Consider the following 18,079-nt stretch of genomic DNA (forward strand, 5'->3'; position numbering starts at 1 on the left):
CTTCATGATTCTGGCCTAGGTAAGGATACTCACTCCATCATTTCTCAGGGTAAGCTAGATGCCATCTTACAAAGTCGTCCCGAAGAGCGCCGTGAGCTCATTGAGGAAGCTGCTGGCATTTCCAAGCACCGTCGTCGCAAAGAGCGCTCGCAACGCAAGCTAAAAAGCATGGATGAAAATCTGCATCGTGCAAAAGACATTGCGCGCGAGATTAATCGTCAGTTACGTCCTCTTGAGAGCCAGGTAGATAAAGCCAAGCGTGCCAATGATGTACAAAATCGCTTGTCTGAACTAACCACGCTTTTGGCTGTAGATGACCTTCGTGCTCTTCAGCGTGAATGGACGCGACTCAACTCTCAAAGTAAAGAGTCTGATGCAGAGCTCGAGCTTGCGCGTTACCGTCTGGACGAGAAACAAGCTGAGCTTGAAAAATTACAATCCATGCTTGAGCAAAAAGGTTTGTTTGTAGGTGATTTGGGAGACCAGCGCCGTCGTATGCAAGATGCGCTGGGTCGCATTAACTCTGACATGCGTCTGTTGGAAGAAAAGGGCAAGAACATGGTTGCCAAGCTTTCTGATATGCGCATGAATCTTTCTTCTTTGGAAAAACAAAAAGCAGATCGTACACAGGATTTGGATCGCAATCGCAATGAGCTTGCTAATCTTACGGCTCGGTTTAATCAGCTCGACCAAGAGGTGAGTGAGCTGGGGCCCAAGGCCATGGCTGCTCGAGAAGAGTTGCGTGAGGTAGACGGCACCATCGCTCAAATCACAGCCGAGCAGCGTGCTGCGCAGCGCATAAGCGATCAGGAAACCGTAGCGTACGCCCGCCTTAAGGAGCAGATTTCTAACGCTGAGTTAGAAGACTCTTTGTTTGTAAGCCGTCTTTCTCAGCTGGATGAGACTATTGCCATTTGTGATGAGGCTCTTGCAGAGCGCACGGCCAAGCAGCAAGAGCTTACAGATTCCATTGCCAAGCTGGATGAGGGTGTACGCAGCACTACTGCTGCTATAGAGGCGCACAAGCAGCAGCTGTCTGAGGCTACGACAGCAGAAGAAGCTGCACGTCAAGCTTTGAGTGAAGCCAGGGCATCGCTTGCTGCTCTTGATGCGGTAGAACGTACACATGCTACTGCAAATCCGCTGGTAGCACGTTTGCTTAACAATAAAAAAACTGCTTCTTTAATAGATGGGCGCCTCAGCGATTGTATTGAAGTGCCACAGCAGCTCGAAGCATTGGTAGAGCGCTTGCTCTCTGATGACGTTTCCGCTTTGGTTACATCTACCGAGAAGGACCTGAGCTTGCTCATCGATCAAGCGTCGCAAGATGCTTCTCATACCGGTCATGCAACGCTGGTAAATAAAGACCTATCTGCCTCATCTGCTGCCATCCGCAAACACAATACGCTTGCGCCTGCTTGTCCTGCAGATGGCACTATGTTGCTTGACCAACTTACTATTACTCAGGATGCACAGGCTGTGGTAGCTGCGCTTTTGGGTAATGTGTGCGTATGTCCGAGCGCTCAGCAGGCTCTAGAGGCTCATAAACGCAATCCTTTGCTGGTATATGCCACTGTGGATGGCACTACCGTGCTCACTGATGGCAGAGTATTGGTAGGCGCCGCATCTTCGAGTGAGTCTGGTTCGTTGGAGCGCAAGCGTTCCATACGTACACTCCAGGCTGGTATGGATGGTTTGGAGCATGCTCTTGTGCAGGCAACTGCAGCAGTGGAGCAAGCACGCACCACACTAAGCACTTCTCGAGAAGAGCTGGATAGCTCCAAGAGTCATGTGGCGTTGCTCAAAGGTGAGCTGTCAAGTGTGTCTTCTGAACTTGGCCGTTTACAGGGCCAGCGTAGTGCTGCACAAAATGAGCGTGCGCAACTCGCTAAGCGTCGTGAAGAAGCGACGCAGCGTGCACGTCAGGCGCAACCTCAACTTGATGAGCATAAGACCAAAGCCCAAGAGGCAGCTCAAACAGCAGATGCTCTTACGCAAAAACTGCAAGAGGTTGTGGAGTCTCGTGAAGAACTCTCTGCTCATGAAACAAAATTGGCAGCTCAGCTATCTGAGGCACGCTTGCAATTGGCTACCGTACGTGAGCGTAAGCGTCATTTAGAAACCAATGTGCAGGAACTGGAACGTCGTCTTCATGGTTTGGAAAGCCGCCATAGTTCATTAGAATACAGCGCCCGCTCCCTTGAAGTACTGCGTTTACGGGTACAACCTTTGCATGAGCGCTATTCTGCTATTCATGATGTTGCCATGACTTGGGCGTCTAGACTGCAAGATCGCGCGAGTTTAGCAGAAGCGGATTCTGAATCGCTTAAGAAAACTATTAATGATGCGCGTGCGCAGGTTACCGATGCGCAAAAGGCGTATGAGCAAGCGCAGGTGCAGGTGGGTGACCTTAAGGTATGTATAGGTAAGCTTGAGGTGCAAGTAGAGCAAGCAATTCAGGCTATTGTGGCAGATGGCAGCTATACCTTAGAAGATGCACTTGAACTTCCTGAGCCTGAAGACCGTGAAGCAGATGAGCGTGAAGTTGCCTCTCTTAAGCGTCAGTTAGCAGATATTGGCCCCGTAAACCAAGTTGCTATGGATGAGTATACCAAGCTCAAGACGCGTTCGGATTATATTGGTGCGCAGGTAGAGGACTTGGAAGCAGCACGTAGTGCGCTCGTAAAGATTACCGCTGCCATCGAGCGTAAAATGCGCAAGCAGTTCTTGCTTACGTTTGATACCGTTAACAAGAACTTCCAGCAGGTATTTGCTATGCTTTTCCCAGGTGGTAAGGCATGTTTAGAGATGACCGATCCAGATCATCTGTCCGAGACAGGCATAGAGATTGTGGCGCAGCCTCGTGGTAAGCGTATTACCAAGATGATGCTTATGAGCGGTGGTGAAAAATCACTTACAGCACTTGCGCTGCTTTTTGCGGTTTATCGCACGCGTACGGTTCCGTTTTATGTCTTTGATGAGGTTGAGGCTGCATTGGATGACTCTAACCTCGACAAGTTGTTAGGTGCTATTGAGCAACTTAAAGAACATACGCAGCTTATTGTTATTTCTCACCAGCGTCGCACCATGGAGCAGGCAGATGTGCTGTATGGTGTATCTATGCAGGCAGATGGTGTAAGTCATGTTGTCTCGCAGCGCTTGGATCATGCAACAGGAAAGGTGGTTGACGCCTAAATGGGTATTGCAGACCGTTTACGAGAAGGGCTCTCTCGTTCACGTGAAGCCTTAAGTGAGCTTTTTTATCTGGGTGGCGAAGTTGACGAAACGTTTTGGGAAGACCTCGAAGACACCCTTGTCATGGGCGATATTGGGGCAGAAGTTGCCATGCGTGTTACTGATGAGCTGCGTGAGCAGGCCGCTAAAGAAAACCTGCGCACAGCACCGGCACTTCGTCGTGCATTGGCTGCTAAACTGGCAGCAACGTTTCCTCAAACTCAGCGTGATCCCTTTACCGATACTCCCAGCTGCGTATTGTTTGTAGGCATTAATGGCGCAGGCAAAACAACCACTGTGGGTAAACTTGCAGGTAATGCTCGGTCAAATGGCACAAACGTGCTTATTGGTGGAGCAGACACGTTCCGCGCGGCAGCAATCGAGCAGCTTGAGGTTTGGGGCAAGCGCGCACAGGTAGACGTTGTTACTCGCGAGCGCGGTGCAGACCCAGCAAGCGTGTGCTACGACGTTTTGGAACAGGCCGAGAAAACCAACTCCTCGCTTGTTCTTATCGATACAGCAGGGCGTCTTCATACCTCATCTGACCTTATGCGTGAGTTAGCAAAGGTAGTAAGTGTTACCCGCAAGCGTGCTAACATGCCCGTAGCTGTTGTGCTTGTTATTGATGCTACAACCGGGCAGAATGGTTTGTCTCAGGCAAAAGAGTTTAATGATGCGTTGGATATTGACGGTCTTATCGTTACTAAACTGGATGGTACCGCAAAGGGCGGCATTGCTGTTGCCATTTCTAATCAGCTTAAGTTGCCAATTTATCGCATAGGTGTAGGCGAGGGGATTGAAGACTTGCAGGTATTTAATCCTCAGCAGTTCTGCGAGGCACTTGTGGGTTCAACTGAAGGGATATAGTTCATGTTTAATAACCTGTCTGACAGGCTTCAAGATACCTTTGACAAACTGCGTGGTAAGGGTCGCTTAACCGAAGAAGACATCACGCTGGCTATGCGTGAAATCCGCATGGCACTGTTGGAAGCAGACGTTAATTACCGTGTAGTTAAGGATTTTGTTGCTTCATGTAAAGAAAAGTGCGTAACAGCAGAGATTTTAAGCTCGCTTAATCCTACTCAAAACGTTGTTGCTATTGTGTTGGAAGAGCTGACGGATTTGTTGGGTGAAACCGAGTCTAAGCTCGTGCTTGCGCAAAATCGTACACCCAACGTTATTATGCTGGTTGGTTTGCAAGGTTCTGGTAAGACTACCGCTGCCGTAAAATTAGCATACCTGCTTAAGAAGCAGGGACATACACCTTTGCTGGCTGCTTGCGATACCTACCGTCCTGCAGCAGCAGATCAGCTTGCTACCCTTGGTGGCGAGATTGGCATACCGGTCTATCGTGGTGATGGTGCTCATCCTGTTGCCATTGCAACTGAGGCCATCAATGATGCCGTAAATCGTCTGTGTGACATTGTGATTGTGGATACTGCAGGTCGCTTGCAAATTGATGAAGCCATGATGCAAGAAGCCGTGGATATTAAGCATGCCGTTCGTCCTGATCAGGTTCTTATGGTTGTGGATGCCATGACTGGTCAGGATATTGTAAATGTTGTCTCTGAGTTCTCTGAGCGTACGGATTTTGATGGCGTCATCATGTCTAAGCTTGACGGTGACGCTCGTGGCGGCGGCGCTTTATCTGTGCGCGCTGTTACCGGTAAGCCCATTAAGTTTGTTTCTCTTGGCGAGAAACCCGATTCTCTTGAAGTGTTCCATCCAGATCGTATGGCCAAGCGCATCTTGGGCATGGGCGATATGTATGGCATCATTGAGCAGGCTCAACAACTTGCCAATAAGGAGTCCATGGCTGCTGCTGAGCGCATGATGCGCGACGGATTTACCATGGATGACATGCTTTTACAAATGCAGCAAATTCGTAAGATGGGTGGCCTATCTAAACTTGCGAGTATGATTCCTGGTGTTGAGCGTGCTATCAATCAGGCTGGTGGTGCCGGTAATCTTAATGATGATGCCATCACGCGTATTGAGGCAATGATTCGCTCTATGACACCTGCAGAGCGCCTGCGTCCAAAAACTATTAACGGACAGCGTCGCAAGCGCATTGCGGCTGGCTCTGGTCGTTCCGTGCAAGAGGTTAATGGTCTGTTGCGTCAATGGGGCGAGATGAACAAAATGATGAGCAAAATGAAGGCCATGACCAATACTGGTAAAGGCGGCAATAAGGCAAACATGCGCCAGATGAAGGGCATGATGCAGCGCATGGGCATTGACCCACGCAATATACGGTTCTAATACACAGAACTATTGGTCTATTGGTGCACAACCACGACTGTGCCAACAGGAACAAGGTTGTACAGTTCCGCGGCCTTATCGGCAGGTAGATTAATACAGCCGTGGCTGCCATTATACTGGTAAATAGAGCCGCCAAACTTTGCACGCCATGGAGCATCATGGAACGCAACTACGTTGCCAACAAAAGGAATCCAGTAATTAACATGGCTCTTGTAATCAGGTTTGCCATCGTGGTCTTCATCAAAACCAATGAGCGTCTGATTGGTACCCTTATAGGTATTAACAGCATATACACCAGTAGGAGTGCCATGGCGGGTTGAGGTGTTGCCACTTACCAGGTAACTTTCCCATGTTAACGTGCCATCTACATAGTAGCGTGCATACTGCTCGCCAAGGCTTACATCAATGTAGCTATTGCTCCAATCTTGCCCGCCAGCAGCAGTCCAAGCCTGAGCTGATTGTTTAGCAGGAATCTCAATATCATTGGTAGACTTTGCTTCAATTTGCGCCACGATTTTCTCGGCAAGAGCAGTGCCATCAATAATCCAACCGTAGGTGCCACCCGTTACAGAGACCTGAACTCCATCAGGGCGGGTGTAGGTGCGCGTAGTGCCTGCAGTATCTAGTTGTTTGGATAAATCATCTTTTGTCCATGTGGTAATTGCATTCGTGTCTAAGCTGGCATCCGTAGTTCCCGAGAAAAGCACCCACTGGGCAATATCCTCGTTGGAAAGAATGCGAGCTTCTGTGCCATTAAAGGTAAGCTTCGTGTTGCCAATCATATAGCTGTTGGCTTTCTCAACCTGAGCTTTTAAATCTGCATTGTCAGAGGTAATGGCAGGTAACTTGAGGGACTCTTCACCGAGCTTGATAGTAGATTGCAGAGCTATGATTTTCTCTTCCACAAACTTGTTGAGGGCGTCTTCATCAAGGGCGGTGCCATATATTTCTTTAGCGACTATAAACTTTTGCTGATTTTTATCAAACTGAGGGGATGCATCTTGAGGCTGCGTAGCATCTTTGTTAATGGTGGCAACATCCTCAGTTAAGGCAGCGTGTAGTTTGTCCTTGTTAAAGCTTGCTTTATATTGAGCGCTTAGTTTATGGGTCTTAAAGAGCTCAAGAGGCCACGCCCAAATGTTTTGCTCAGAAAGCGCTTGGGCAACAAATGCAGCTGTATCCAGCTTAATATCTAGGTCTTGGGCAGAGAGATGCTTAGAAATACCGTTGCCATCAATAGTAATAGCAAACGTATCCAAGTTTGAGTCAATATGGCTGGATACATCATGGGCAGCTTTAAGGGAAACATCCTGGGCTTGCAGGGTGGTTTTAGGATAGAACCTTCCCGAGAACACCCATGCTCCAGCACCGTAGATACCAGCTAAAAGAGCAACAGTTACGCCACCAATAAGAGCTATGCGTTTTTTGTTAAAAGAGTGCTGTTCTTTAGCGGGTTCACAAGAAGTTGTTGTATCTAAGTCCTCAGACGAAGTATCTGATGAATTGTCAGATAAGTCAGAGAAGTGCTTGGGGTTAGACATACAATAAAACCGCTCTCTTAAAGCTGTAAAGGTATTAACGGTACAGAGTGACCTCCATGATACCCTGTTCTTGTTGGATAGGGGGCGGCATTCCGTTTTACAAAGAAAGTTTATTATGCCAATTTTACGAGTTCATACTTTAGATGATCCACGGCTTGAGGTATACACCAAGCTCACGCAGCATCAACTCAGAAATGCAATTGATCCTGAGCGTGGCATTATGATTGTTGAGTCAGAAATTGCTATTCGAGTTGCCTTGGCTCATGGTCTGGAACCTCTGTCTTTGTTAGTGGATGAGAAAAAACTTGCAGCTATGGAAGACGTGGTGGCTCAGCTTGCGTATGAGGTCCCCGTGTTTGTTATGCCGCATGCTCTTGCGAGTGAGCTGGTTGGTTACAAGGTAACACGTGGTACGTTTGCTGCCATGAGAAGACCTGCGCAGGCAGACATAACAACGCTTTTGCGTACTGCTCGGCGGGTAGCTGTGCTTGAGGGCATCGTGGATTCCACTAATGTAGGAGCGCTTTTTAGATCTGCAGCAGCACTTAATGTGGACGCTGTTTTGTTGTCACCAGAGTGTGCAGACCCGTTTTCTCGTCGCTCCATTCGTGTGTCCATGGGTAATGTCTTTTTGGTTCCTCATGCACGTTTTGAAGGTGTATGGCCTTTGGAGGGTATAGAACAACTCCATGCTGCAGGGTTTACTTGTGCGGCATTAGCACTCTCTGATACCTCATTAACCCTAGATAATCCGAGCCTTAAAGAACATGAACGTCTTGCTCTATTCTTTGGTACTGAGGGAGATGGACTGACTCATAGTGTTATTGATGGCTGCGATGTTGTGGTGCGTATTCCTATGGCGCATGGTGTAGATTCTCTTAATGTGGCCGCTGCATCTGCGGTGGCATTCTGGGAACTTTGCCGTTAGGTGTGTAACAAGTCTGAACGGCTGCAATAAGGTGTTAAAAAGATAGAAGCGGCGTAGTTGCAATGTGCAATTACGCCGCTTTGGCATCTATACCATCCTCGTGCAAAAAACGCTTAAGAAGCGGGGTATGGCAGAAGGTATGTGGGTATGGCAAAAGCTTACTTTTCGTAAGCAGAACCTACTGGTGCAAAGCCATCTTGACGCTCAAAGATACGCATAAACTCTTCGCCAGTAATGGTTTCCTTCTTTTGTAGGTAACGGGCGAGCTCATGGAGCTTAAAGCGATTGGCGGTCAGGGCATCTCTTGCGGCTTGATGACCCTTCTCGACAAGGCGAATAACTTCCTCATCAATTTGTTGAGCAGTGCCTTCGGAGCAATTGAGTTCGGTTCCACCATTGAGGTAACGATTGCGTACTTGGCCAAGCGCAACCATGCCAAACTTGTCTGACATGCCGTATTGGGTAACCATGTTGCGCGCAATCTGGGTAGCTTTTTCAATGTCATTGGAAGCGCCTGTAGTAACCTCATTAAAGATAAGCTCTTCTGCTGCGCGGCCACCACACAAAACAGCAATCTTGTTCTCTGCCTCCTCACGCGTGGTTAAGAACTTCTCATCCTCTTCCACCTGCATGGTGTAGCCAAGCGCGCCAGAAGTACGGGGGACAATCGTAATTTTCTGGACGGGAGCAGCGCCTTTTTGAGAGGCGGCAACAATTGCGTGGCCAATCTCGTGGTAGGCAACAACTTGCTTCTCGTGTTCAGAAAGCACGGTGGACTTGCGCTTCTCGCCAGCAATAACCACTTCTACAGATTCTTGGACATCTTCTTGCGTGACGCGCACACGACCCATACGTACGGCTCGAAGTGCTGCTTCATTGATGATGTTTGCAAGGTCTGCACCAGAGGCACCAGGGGTAGAACGAGCGATAACATCGAGGTCTACGCCAGGCTCCATTTTTACGTCATGAGAATGCAGCGTAAGAATGGAAGTACGACCAGCAAGATCAGGAAGTTCCACCGGAATGCGTCGGTCAAAACGGCCGGGACGCAAAAGAGCTGGGTCTAAAGAGTCTGGGCGGTTGGTAGCTGCAAGAACTACAATGCCCTTATGGTTGTCAAAACCATCCATCTCGGTAAGGAGCTGGTTGAGGGTTTGCTCACGCTCATCATTAGTGGAAAGTCCAGCATCGCGGCGCTTACCGATGGTATCTACCTCATCAATAAAGACAATACAAGGTGCCTTCTCATTGGCTTGTTTAAAGAGGTCGCGAACTTTTGCAGCACCGCGGCCAACAAACATTTCTACAAATTCAGAGCCGGAGATAGAGAAAAACGGAACGTTTGCCTCACCAGCAACGGCTTTTGCAAGTAAGGTTTTACCGGTGCCTGGAGGGCCTACCAGCAAAGCTCCATGGGGAAGTTTGGCACCAATAGCAGAATACTTATCAGGGTTTTCTAGAAAACTTACGATTTCTGCAAGAGATTCTTTTGCTTCGTCTTGACCAGCAACATCTTTAAAGGTGACACCTGTTTCTTCACCATTGACTACCTTGGCACCAGATTTACCCAATCCACCACCAAAAGGACTGCCGCCAAAGGGGTTACCGCCAAAGGTCATGGAGTTATCGCCACCCATTGCCTTTTTAAGCTTACGGTTAAGCCAAACACCTGCTGCAATCATAAGAATGAGGGGTAGGATGGTTGTTACAAGGTAGTAGATAATAAGTGTGTTGGTATCATTGTTTTGCGTGGTTGCAGAGTACTTTACGCCCTTTTTATTAAGGGTTTCTACCAGTGATGTGTCACCAGGGAATTGTGTGGTTACAAAGTTTTGCTCTTTATTATCTTTAGAAGCGGTGTAAAACAACTCACCAGAATTGGTGTTGAGTTTTACTGAGGTAATGCTTCCATTATTGAGCATGGTAGAAAACTCGCTGTAACTTGTCTGAATGGCACTTCCCGAGCGCAAGCTGGAAAATGCAGAGTTAAGAGCAAAAATTACAGCCGCTGCCAGAAGCGCATACAGTAACATCGATTGATGTTTTTTGCGCTTATTCATTTCCATTAGGTACTTCCTCTCTTAGAGCATGAGCAGCAACAATGATAGGAAAATACCCCTTGGAGTTATGGTTCATACGCACATATTCATCGATTATGTACGCACGGTGTGCTTAGGCAGTATGCTCAGCAATCTCTCCCGTACGATACGCAAAGAGTAGCGCGTACAGTGAATTGATACGCTCTTTGATAGAGGCTCCAATGTCTGTGTTGGCAATTTTGAGTGGCTTATCTTCCAGCTCAAAGCTGTCATCATCAGATTCAATATCTGCATTGTTTACCAGTGCATATGCAACGCCTTGGAAGGGACGATGTGCTTTTATGCGCATACCGTGAGCACTGGCAATAAGGGTATAGCCTGCAATACCTGTCTTTGCGTGGTACGCCTTACAAAAACCGCCATCAATCACAAGCAGTTTTCCTTGCGCGCGCAGGGGTTTCTCGCCCTTAATGGTTTTAACGGGTGTATGACCGTTAATAATATGGCAATGTGGGCCAGTTAAGCCAAACTCTTCCAAAATGCGCTCACACACATGAGAAGACTCAGTGAGGTTGTAGTAGGCATCCTGAGGTTCTGTCCAGGAGCTTTTATCAGCAATAAAGCTGCGCTCAAACGTTTTTACGACCCGTCCCGAAAGGGGAGAATACTTACCGCACCACAGATACCACATCCAGTCCAGCGCCGCCTGGTCATGCTCATGCCAGGCACGGCGTGCAATGCGGTCACAAAAGTCTAGGTATTCCTTGCCAGCAAAATGTCTTCCTGCGCAGGTAACTGGTCTAAAACTGCCATACATATGGAGCGGAATGCAGCCATGGAACAATAGATTGTTGTTGTAGGTTAGATAGATTGAGCCATGTTCATATAAGAAGTTAATATGCTTTTGCAAACGTTCTGATTCGCGGAAAGACTTACGTAGGCCCTGCATAATGGTGGTTTCTTCGGGGGAAAGCGCGTAAGGGTTGGTGAAGTCTATGGTAGGGAAGTCTGTGGTAATAAGGTCGAAGGTCTGGTTACCAATTTGTACCGTGCCAGCAGATATATCCATCTTATCCAAAAACAGGCGGTCCATCATAGCAAAGTCTGGACTCCGTTTAATGACCTGGCCTTCGAGCTTAAAGAGTATGACGGCAATGGCTTTATTGATGGGAGTGATGGCGTCATCTGCTCGATAGGTTTTCTCGGCAAACAGCGCGAGCTCACGCAGGGAGATGCCGTATGAGCGTTCCAGCAGGTCGTAGGAGTTGTAGCGGATATTGTTGCGTACAACCGATGCAATGCAGGCGTCTGACCCTGCGGCAGCGCCCATCCAACAAATGTCGTGATTGCCCCATTGAATATCAAGAGAGTGGTAGACCATAAGGCGGTCGATGATTTTATCGGCATGAGCTCCGCGGTCAAAAAGATCGCCGACGATGTGCAGATGGTCTACGGCTAAGCGTTTAATGAGCTCCGACAAAGAAATGATGAAGTCATTGGCAGAACCTGTTGCTACGATAGATTCAATAATGTGTACATGGTAGTCATGACGGCTTTCTTCCCCGATGGAAGATGCGCGCAGCAGCTCGTCAATGATATACGCGTACGTTTGTGGTAATGCTTTGCGTACCTTGGAGCGGGTGTACACACTGGAAAGATGTCGAGCAATGCGAACCAGTTGCAAGAGGGTGTTGTAATACCAGGCATCATCCTTCTTGGTAAGCAAAGAGAGTTTCTCGCGTGGGTAGTAGAGTAACGTGCACAAATCATCTTGCTCGGTGGCTGTGAGCTCATGTCTAAAAAGAGCACGTACGCGCTCGCGAATAACGCCTGAGCAGTTGTTAAGGATGTGTTCAAACGCTTCCGCTTCTCCGTGTACATCACTCATAAAATGCTCGGTTGCTTTGGGCAAATTGAGGATGGCTTGCAGATTAATGATTTCCGTGTAAACCGCCTGTGATGTGGGGAATTGTTCGGAAAGAAGTTTGAGGTATGCAGTATCAAAATACTGTTCTGTGTTTTGGTGTTGCACGGCAGTGCTCCTTTTACTATCTGTTACAAAACAACTGATAGGTGGTATGTGTCAACTCGTTGCGTGCCTGTTTTGATTGTACGGGATTGTATGGCCATGCGCGTCTTAGTATGCGCAGGGTTAGGTAGGCGTACGATGGACAAAATATATTCATGAATCCCCAACGTATTATTCACAACCTGACTGTTTACCATATAGGCGTGCTATCATAACGATTTACATACATGCATCCAAGAAGAACCTGAGTGTATGGCAGGTTCTTCTTTTACGCGGTACGAAAAGGGGTACTTGAGTGGCAAACGAGTATAAGAAGACAATGAATCTTCCAAACACTGGTTTTCCTATGCGTGCAAGCTTGGCTTCTCGTGAGCCTGAGCGCCGTCGTGCTTGGGATGAAGAGGGTGTTTATGAGCAAATGCTCAAAAAGAATGAAGGGCACAAAAAGTTTGTCCTGCATGATGGCCCTCCTTATGCAAATGGTCCCATTCACCTTGGTCATGCTCAAAACAAGATTTCCAAGGACATTATTAATCGCTATTGGTCCATGCGCGGCTATCAAACCCCTTATGTTCCTGGTTGGGATTGCCATGGTCAGCCCATTGAGCATAAAGTTGAAGAAATGCTTGGTACTGCTAAGTTCAATGAGCTGCCTGTAGAGAAAATCCGTGAGCTTTGTCGCAAAATGGCGGTAGAGCAAGTAGATACACAGCGTCAAGGCTTTAAACGTTTAGGTGTCTTGGGCGAATGGGACAATCCCTATCTGACTTACGTCCATGATTATGATGCTACCGATATAGAAATCTTTAAAGCCGTCTTTGATAATGGTGCTGTTTATCGCGGTAGTAAACCTGTGCATTGGTGCACGCATTGTCATACGGCACTTTCTGAGGCAGAGATTGAGTACAGTGATGAAGTATCGCCTGCCATCTTTGTACGTTTTGAACTCACTACCGTACCCGAGGGTCTTGAGGCGTATGCCGGCGCTATTTGGGTAGACATTTGGACCACCACCCCTTGGACCATGCCTGCCGATATGGCTGTTATTCTTCATCCAGAGGCCAGCTACGTTGCCATTAAGGTTGAAGACCGTATTGAGCTTATGGCAGAGGCATTAGTTCAAAAGAATGTGGAACGCTTTGGCTATACCAACTACGAATTGATTCGTAATGAGGACGGTACCTTGTGGTCTCGCAATGGCGTTGAGCTTGCAGGCAATGAGTATAAGCAGCCCATCTTTGGCGATCAGGGCGTACGAGGTAAGTTTATCTATGCAGATTATGTAACGCTTGATGATGGTACGGGCGTTGTACACTCCGCTCCTGGTCATGGTGTGGATGACTACAATGCCGGTCAGCGCTTTGATATTCAAATTGTCATGCCCGTAGATGATGATGGATATTTCTATAAAGGTGAAGGACTCGGAAGTGGCGGTCCCTTCAGCGGTATGGAAGTTAATGAGGCTAATCCCGCTATCATTGCGTGGTTGGACGAGCATGGTCTTCTTATCATGCATGAAGATATTTCTCACAGCTATCCCCATTGCTGGCGTTGTAAAAATCCTGTCATTTTCCGTGCAACAGATCAATGGTTTGTCTCTATGGATAAAACGGGCCTGCGTGCTCAAGCTACGGATGAATTATCCCGTGTCACGTTTTATCCCGAGCACTCTCGTAACCGCATTGGCTCTATGGTAGAAGGCCGTCCAGATTGGTGCATTTCTCGTCAGCGTAACTGGGGTGTGCCTATTCCTGCATATACCTGCGCGGATTGTGGTGAGACCGTCATTACTGATGCAACATTAGATCGTGTTATCGATTTGTTCCGCAAAAAGGGCTCTGATGCTTGGTTTACGGATGATCCTGCAAGCTACTTGGGTGAGGCAAATGTATGCCCCCAGTGCGGGGGGCATCACCTTAAGCCCAATGCTGATATTTTGGATGTATGGTGGGATTCTGGCGTAAGTCACACTGCAGTTTGCAAGCATCGTGACAATCTACAGTTCCCAGCAGATATGTATTTAGAAGGTTCTGACCAACACCGTGGGTGGTTCATGAGTTCGCTTATCACCTCAGTAGGCGCTTATGGTGTGGCCCCATATAAGGCAGTTGTATCTCAGGGCTTTACCTTGGATGGTAATGGCCGCAAGATGTCTAAATCCTTAGGTAACGTTATTGATCCCAACAAGGTGTGTGATACACAGGGTGCCGATGTATTGCGTCTGTGGGTTGCCTCGGTAGATACCTCTACTGATGTAGCTTGTGATACCGATATTTTGTCCCATGTAGGTGACGCATATCGTAAAATTCGCAACACCATCCGCTTCTTGCTTGGCGAGCTTGAGGGTCAGTTTGACCTTGCCTCTGATGGCATTGCACTGGATGAGTTGCTTCCTAACGATAAAATCGCTTTAGCTCGTATGTGTGAAGTACACCAGATTGTGTCGCAGGCGTATGAAAGCTACCGCTTTAATGTGGTCTACCGTACGCTGTATGACTACATCATTACCGAGCTTTCCAATGATTATCTCAATGCAACTAAGGACCGTACTTATTGCGGTGGCAAGGACTCTTTTGAGCGTAGAAGTGCCCTTACTACCTGGTCATATATAGTAAGTATGCTCGTCCATGATTTCCAGCCCATCTTGGTATATACCACCGATGAAGTCATGGACTTTATGCCAGAGTCTTTGCGTGATGGCCAGACTCATGCAGCATTGCTCGACTGGTTTGAAGCACCTCTGAGCGAGGGGCAGTATCGTGAGTATCTGCCTGTATATGTTGCAGTGTCTGCAGCACGTGCAAGTTATACTCGCGCGTATGACGCTGCTTTGGCTGCTGGTGTTATTACCGAGAAGACCACGCAGGCTACTCGTGCCGAGCTTTCTTTACCGCAAGATTTGTATGATCTTATTGTTGCTCACAAGATTGATTTGGCAGAATCCTTTGTTTGCTCTGATGTTTGCCTTCATGTGGGTAATGAGCTTGTCTGTGAGGTGCTTCCTGCACAGGGCGAGAAGTGCCCACGCTGCTGGAACTGGCGTCAGTTGGGTGATGACGGTTTGTGCTCACGCTGTCATGATGCAGTAGCTTCACTGGATGAGTAAGTTAGCAAAAACATTTACGCTTTCCGTATGGGCCAAACTGTTTGTTATGACAACAGTGGCCTGTGCGGTTGTTGCGTTTGATCAATTTAGTAAAGCATACATGCGCCATTATCTTGCGTCTGGTCCTCAACCATTGTTGCCAGGCGTTATACGTTTGGTACTTGTACAAAACAAAGGTGCTGCGTTTAGTATTGGCGAAGGTTCATCATGGCTCTTTGTTATCTTTGCGCTTGTTATTGTGGTAGCAGCTTATATATGGGTGGTGTGTGATAAACAACTGCCCGCAAGCATTGTGATAGGGCTGGGCATTGTGTGTGGTGGCGGTGTTGGCAACCTCATTGACCGTGTGGTTGCTGGCGCAGTTACAGATTTTCTTGCTACAGAGTTTATCGATTTTCCTATTTTTAACGTGGCAGACATTGCTATTACCTGCGGAATTATCGGAACGTTTTTATTGGTGCATCACTTTGATGCTGCCAGATTAGATGCCAACGCTTCCTCTGTTGAAGACTCCACTTCTAATCAAAAAGATTCTCCTGATCAAGGGCAGGCATAATGGCCAGTCAGATGCTTGATTTTCTTGTAGATCCAGCAACTGCCGGCCAGCGTTTGGATGCATATATTGCCCAAGCAGGAAACTTTGCTTCGCGATCTGCCTGTGTCAAGCTTATAGAAGCTGGCGCGGTAACCATTAACGGCACTATTGCTCAAAATAAATCTGAACGTGTCATGCTCGGTGACCGTATTTGTGTCATCTATGAGGTACCAGATGAGCAAAAAGAGGGCGTTTTGCGCCCTAATCCTTACATTGATTTAGACATTCGCTTTGAGGACGAGTACCTTATGGTGCTTTCCAAACAAGCTGGTTTGGTCTGTCATCCCAGTCCTGGTCATGTGGATGACACGCTTGCTAATGCGTTGGTTGCCCATTGTGGCTACAACCATTTGGGTTTGCTGCAAGGGGATGATCGTCCTGGTATTGTCCATCGCTTAGATATGGATACGTCAGGTCTTATGGTTGCTGCTAAGGATGACCATACGCAAAAGTGTCTACAAGATTTGATTCGTTTGCGCACTTTGGATCGCCGTTATGTAGTATTGGTACAAGGGTATGTTTCTGCAGATCAGGGTACTATCGAGACGGGCATTGCTCGTTCGGCGCGCAATCGCTTATCTATGACCGTGTCTGATAATCCTTTGGCGCGTGAGGCCATTACTACGTTTCGTACGCTTGATCGTTTTGAAGCTGGTCCCAAGGATGAGGGATATTCGTTATTAGAATGTCACCTGTATACCGGTCGCACGCACCAAATCCGTGTACATATGCGCCATATTGGTCATCAGGTGGTGGGAGACCAGCTGTATGGTAAGGGCAGTTTGCAAAGAAACCTCAATCTCACCAGGCAATTTTTGCATTCATGGCATATTATGTTTTCTCATCCTGTTTCGGGAGAGACCATAGAGATGGGCGATTGCTTACCTTGTGATTTAGCAACTACCTTACAATCAATACAAGATCGTTCACTCGGTAAAACCACAGCTGGCGAGAAAATCATCGAGCAGCTCTTTACATGCGATTGGATAGAGTAGTGTACGAGTTTAACCACATGGCCATTACGCCCATTGTGTTGTTTAATGGCATTTTGTTCTTGTTTTACACCTTTGCCTATTTGTACCAGTTCTTTTTCATTATTCGTGTGCTTATTAAGGGTGATGTAAAGCTTCCGCCCGCTCAAAAGCAGCACAAGTATGCGTTCTTTATTGCAGCTCATAATGAGGAGGAAGTGATTGGCAATCTTGTACGCTCTATCAAGAACCAAAACTATCCTGCAGAACTTATCGAGACATTCGTGGTAGCAGATGCTTGCACGGATGACACTGCGCGCGTTGCGCGTGAGGCAGGCGCTGTGGTGTATGAGCGCAATGACCTAGCGCGCAAGGGCAAGAGCTGGGTTATGGATTATGGTTTTAACCGTATTTTGAATGAATATGGTGATGAGTTTGAGGCTTTCTTTATTTTTGATGCAGACAACATTGCCTCGCCTGATTACGTAAGCATCATGAATCAAGTCTTTGACATGGGCTATTTGGTTTCTACCAGCTATCGCAATTCCAAAAACTTTGATTCCAATTGGATTTCTGCCGGCTATGCTACTTGGTATTTGCGCGAAGGTAAGTTCTTAAACAATGCACGCATGCAAAGCCATACCAGTTGTGCAGTTTCTGGTTCTGGGTGGATGGTGTCCGAGAAAATCATTCGAGGTATGCATGGATGGGATTTCCATACCCTGACGGAAGATATTCAGTTTTCTACCTTTTGTGCTGCAAATGATATTTGTATTGGTTATGCGCCTGCAGAGTTTTTTGACGAGCAACCCACTACCTTTAAAGCATCTTGGGTGCAGCGTATGCGCTGGACCAAAGGCTTTTATCAGGTGTTTTTCTCGTATTGGAAAGACTTGTTGCGCGGCATTGGCGCTCGCAAGTTTAGCGCGTATGACATGATGATGACCATTGCCCCGGGCATGATTTTGACGCTTCTTTCATTCTTTGTGAATGCCACGTATTTAATAGTTGGTAATTTATCGAGCGGTTTTTTGGCAAAGTCTAATGAGATTGCCATGGCATCTGGCTCGTTAGTTATGACGTTTACCTCTATGTATAGTGTGTTTTTCCTTTTGGGTGTTTTGACTACCATTACGGAATATAAGCATATTCATTGCAACAATAAACTAAAGATTATTACCAACCTCTTTACTTTCCCCTTATTTATGATGACATATATTCCCATTACGGTTGCAGCTTTGTTTAAAAAGGTTGAATGGGTTCCCACAAAGCATACGATTGCTGTTTCGTTTGACGACGTTGTGAATACCAACGTTGAGTCAGGGTTTCCCAGCTCACCTCAGTCATAAATGCGATTGAGTGCGCTACAATCGT

Annotated in this window: 11 protein-coding genes; 8 read left to right on the forward strand and 3 right to left on the reverse strand. The window is 47.3% G+C overall.

Annotated features, from left to right (window positions below):
• The 3 genes from smc to ffh form a co-directional block, all read left to right on the forward strand.
• A partial coding sequence (smc, locus tag SPD80_RS02520) for a chromosome segregation protein SMC (RefSeq protein ID WP_320828338.1) occupies positions 1-3,195 on the forward strand: 3,195 nt, incomplete at its 5' end.
• The gene (gene ftsY / locus SPD80_RS02525; protein WP_320604444.1) at positions 3,196-4,101 is read left to right on the forward strand and encodes a signal recognition particle-docking protein FtsY; all 906 of its coding nucleotides are present in this window, start codon (positions 3,196-3,198) and stop codon (positions 4,099-4,101) included.
• 3 nt (positions 4,102-4,104) lie between these two features.
• Positions 4,105-5,496 (forward strand): signal recognition particle protein, encoded by a 1,392-nt coding sequence (gene ffh, locus SPD80_RS02530; RefSeq protein ID WP_320604446.1) that lies wholly within the window; start codon positions 4,105-4,107, stop codon positions 5,494-5,496.
• Between the two features lie 17 nt (positions 5,497-5,513).
• On the opposite strand, the gene SPD80_RS02535 is transcribed toward ffh, so the two are convergent.
• Entirely contained in the window at positions 5,514-7,037 is a 1,524-nt protein-coding gene (locus tag SPD80_RS02535; protein ID WP_320828340.1) for a L,D-transpeptidase family protein, read from the reverse strand.
• Between the two features lie 115 nt (positions 7,038-7,152).
• On the opposite strand from SPD80_RS02535, the gene SPD80_RS02540 reads away from it, so the two are divergent.
• Positions 7,153-7,965, forward strand: a complete 813-nt coding sequence (locus SPD80_RS02540; RefSeq protein WP_320828341.1) for an RNA methyltransferase — start codon at positions 7,153-7,155, stop codon at positions 7,963-7,965.
• A gap of 158 nt (positions 7,966-8,123) precedes the next feature.
• Here the strand turns inward: SPD80_RS02540 and ftsH are convergent, their stop codons facing one another.
• Together ftsH and SPD80_RS02550 are read right to left on the reverse strand one after the other, a co-directional pair.
• On the reverse strand, positions 8,124-10,031 hold the full coding sequence (gene ftsH, locus SPD80_RS02545; RefSeq protein WP_320828342.1) for an ATP-dependent zinc metalloprotease FtsH: 1,908 nt from the start codon (positions 10,029-10,031) through the stop codon (positions 8,124-8,126).
• A 106-nt stretch (positions 10,032-10,137) separates the two neighbouring features.
• The gene (locus SPD80_RS02550; protein ID WP_320828344.1) at positions 10,138-12,036 is read right to left on the reverse strand and encodes a fructose-1,6-bisphosphatase; all 1,899 of its coding nucleotides are present in this window, start codon (positions 12,034-12,036) and stop codon (positions 10,138-10,140) included.
• A gap of 292 nt (positions 12,037-12,328) precedes the next feature.
• Between SPD80_RS02550 and ileS the strand changes: the two genes are divergently transcribed.
• The 4 genes from ileS to SPD80_RS02570 are packed head-to-tail and all read left to right on the forward strand — an operon-like array spanning position 12,329 to position 18,054.
• Positions 12,329-15,139, forward strand: coding sequence for an isoleucine--tRNA ligase (gene ileS, locus SPD80_RS02555; protein ID WP_320604456.1), 2,811 nt, complete (start codon positions 12,329-12,331; stop codon positions 15,137-15,139).
• Entirely contained in the window at positions 15,132-15,695 is a 564-nt protein-coding gene (gene lspA / locus SPD80_RS02560) for a signal peptidase II (protein ID WP_320604458.1), read from the forward strand. The genes ileS and lspA overlap by 8 nt, the downstream gene beginning before the upstream one ends.
• Positions 15,695-16,729 (forward strand): RluA family pseudouridine synthase, encoded by a 1,035-nt coding sequence (locus SPD80_RS02565; RefSeq protein ID WP_320828346.1) that lies wholly within the window; start codon positions 15,695-15,697, stop codon positions 16,727-16,729. Before lspA ends, SPD80_RS02565 begins: the two co-directional genes overlap by 1 nt.
• Positions 16,711-18,054 carry a glycosyltransferase family 2 protein gene (locus SPD80_RS02570; protein ID WP_320604463.1) on the forward strand — a complete coding sequence of 448 codons (1,344 nt, stop codon included), beginning with the start codon at positions 16,711-16,713 and terminating at the stop codon, positions 18,052-18,054. Before SPD80_RS02565 ends, SPD80_RS02570 begins: the two co-directional genes overlap by 19 nt.
• The last annotated feature ends 25 nt before the right edge of the window (positions 18,055-18,079 follow it).

Source organism: Atopobium sp. (assembly GCF_034113385.1).
Classification (GTDB): Bacteria; Actinomycetota; Coriobacteriia; order Coriobacteriales; family Atopobiaceae; genus Atopobium.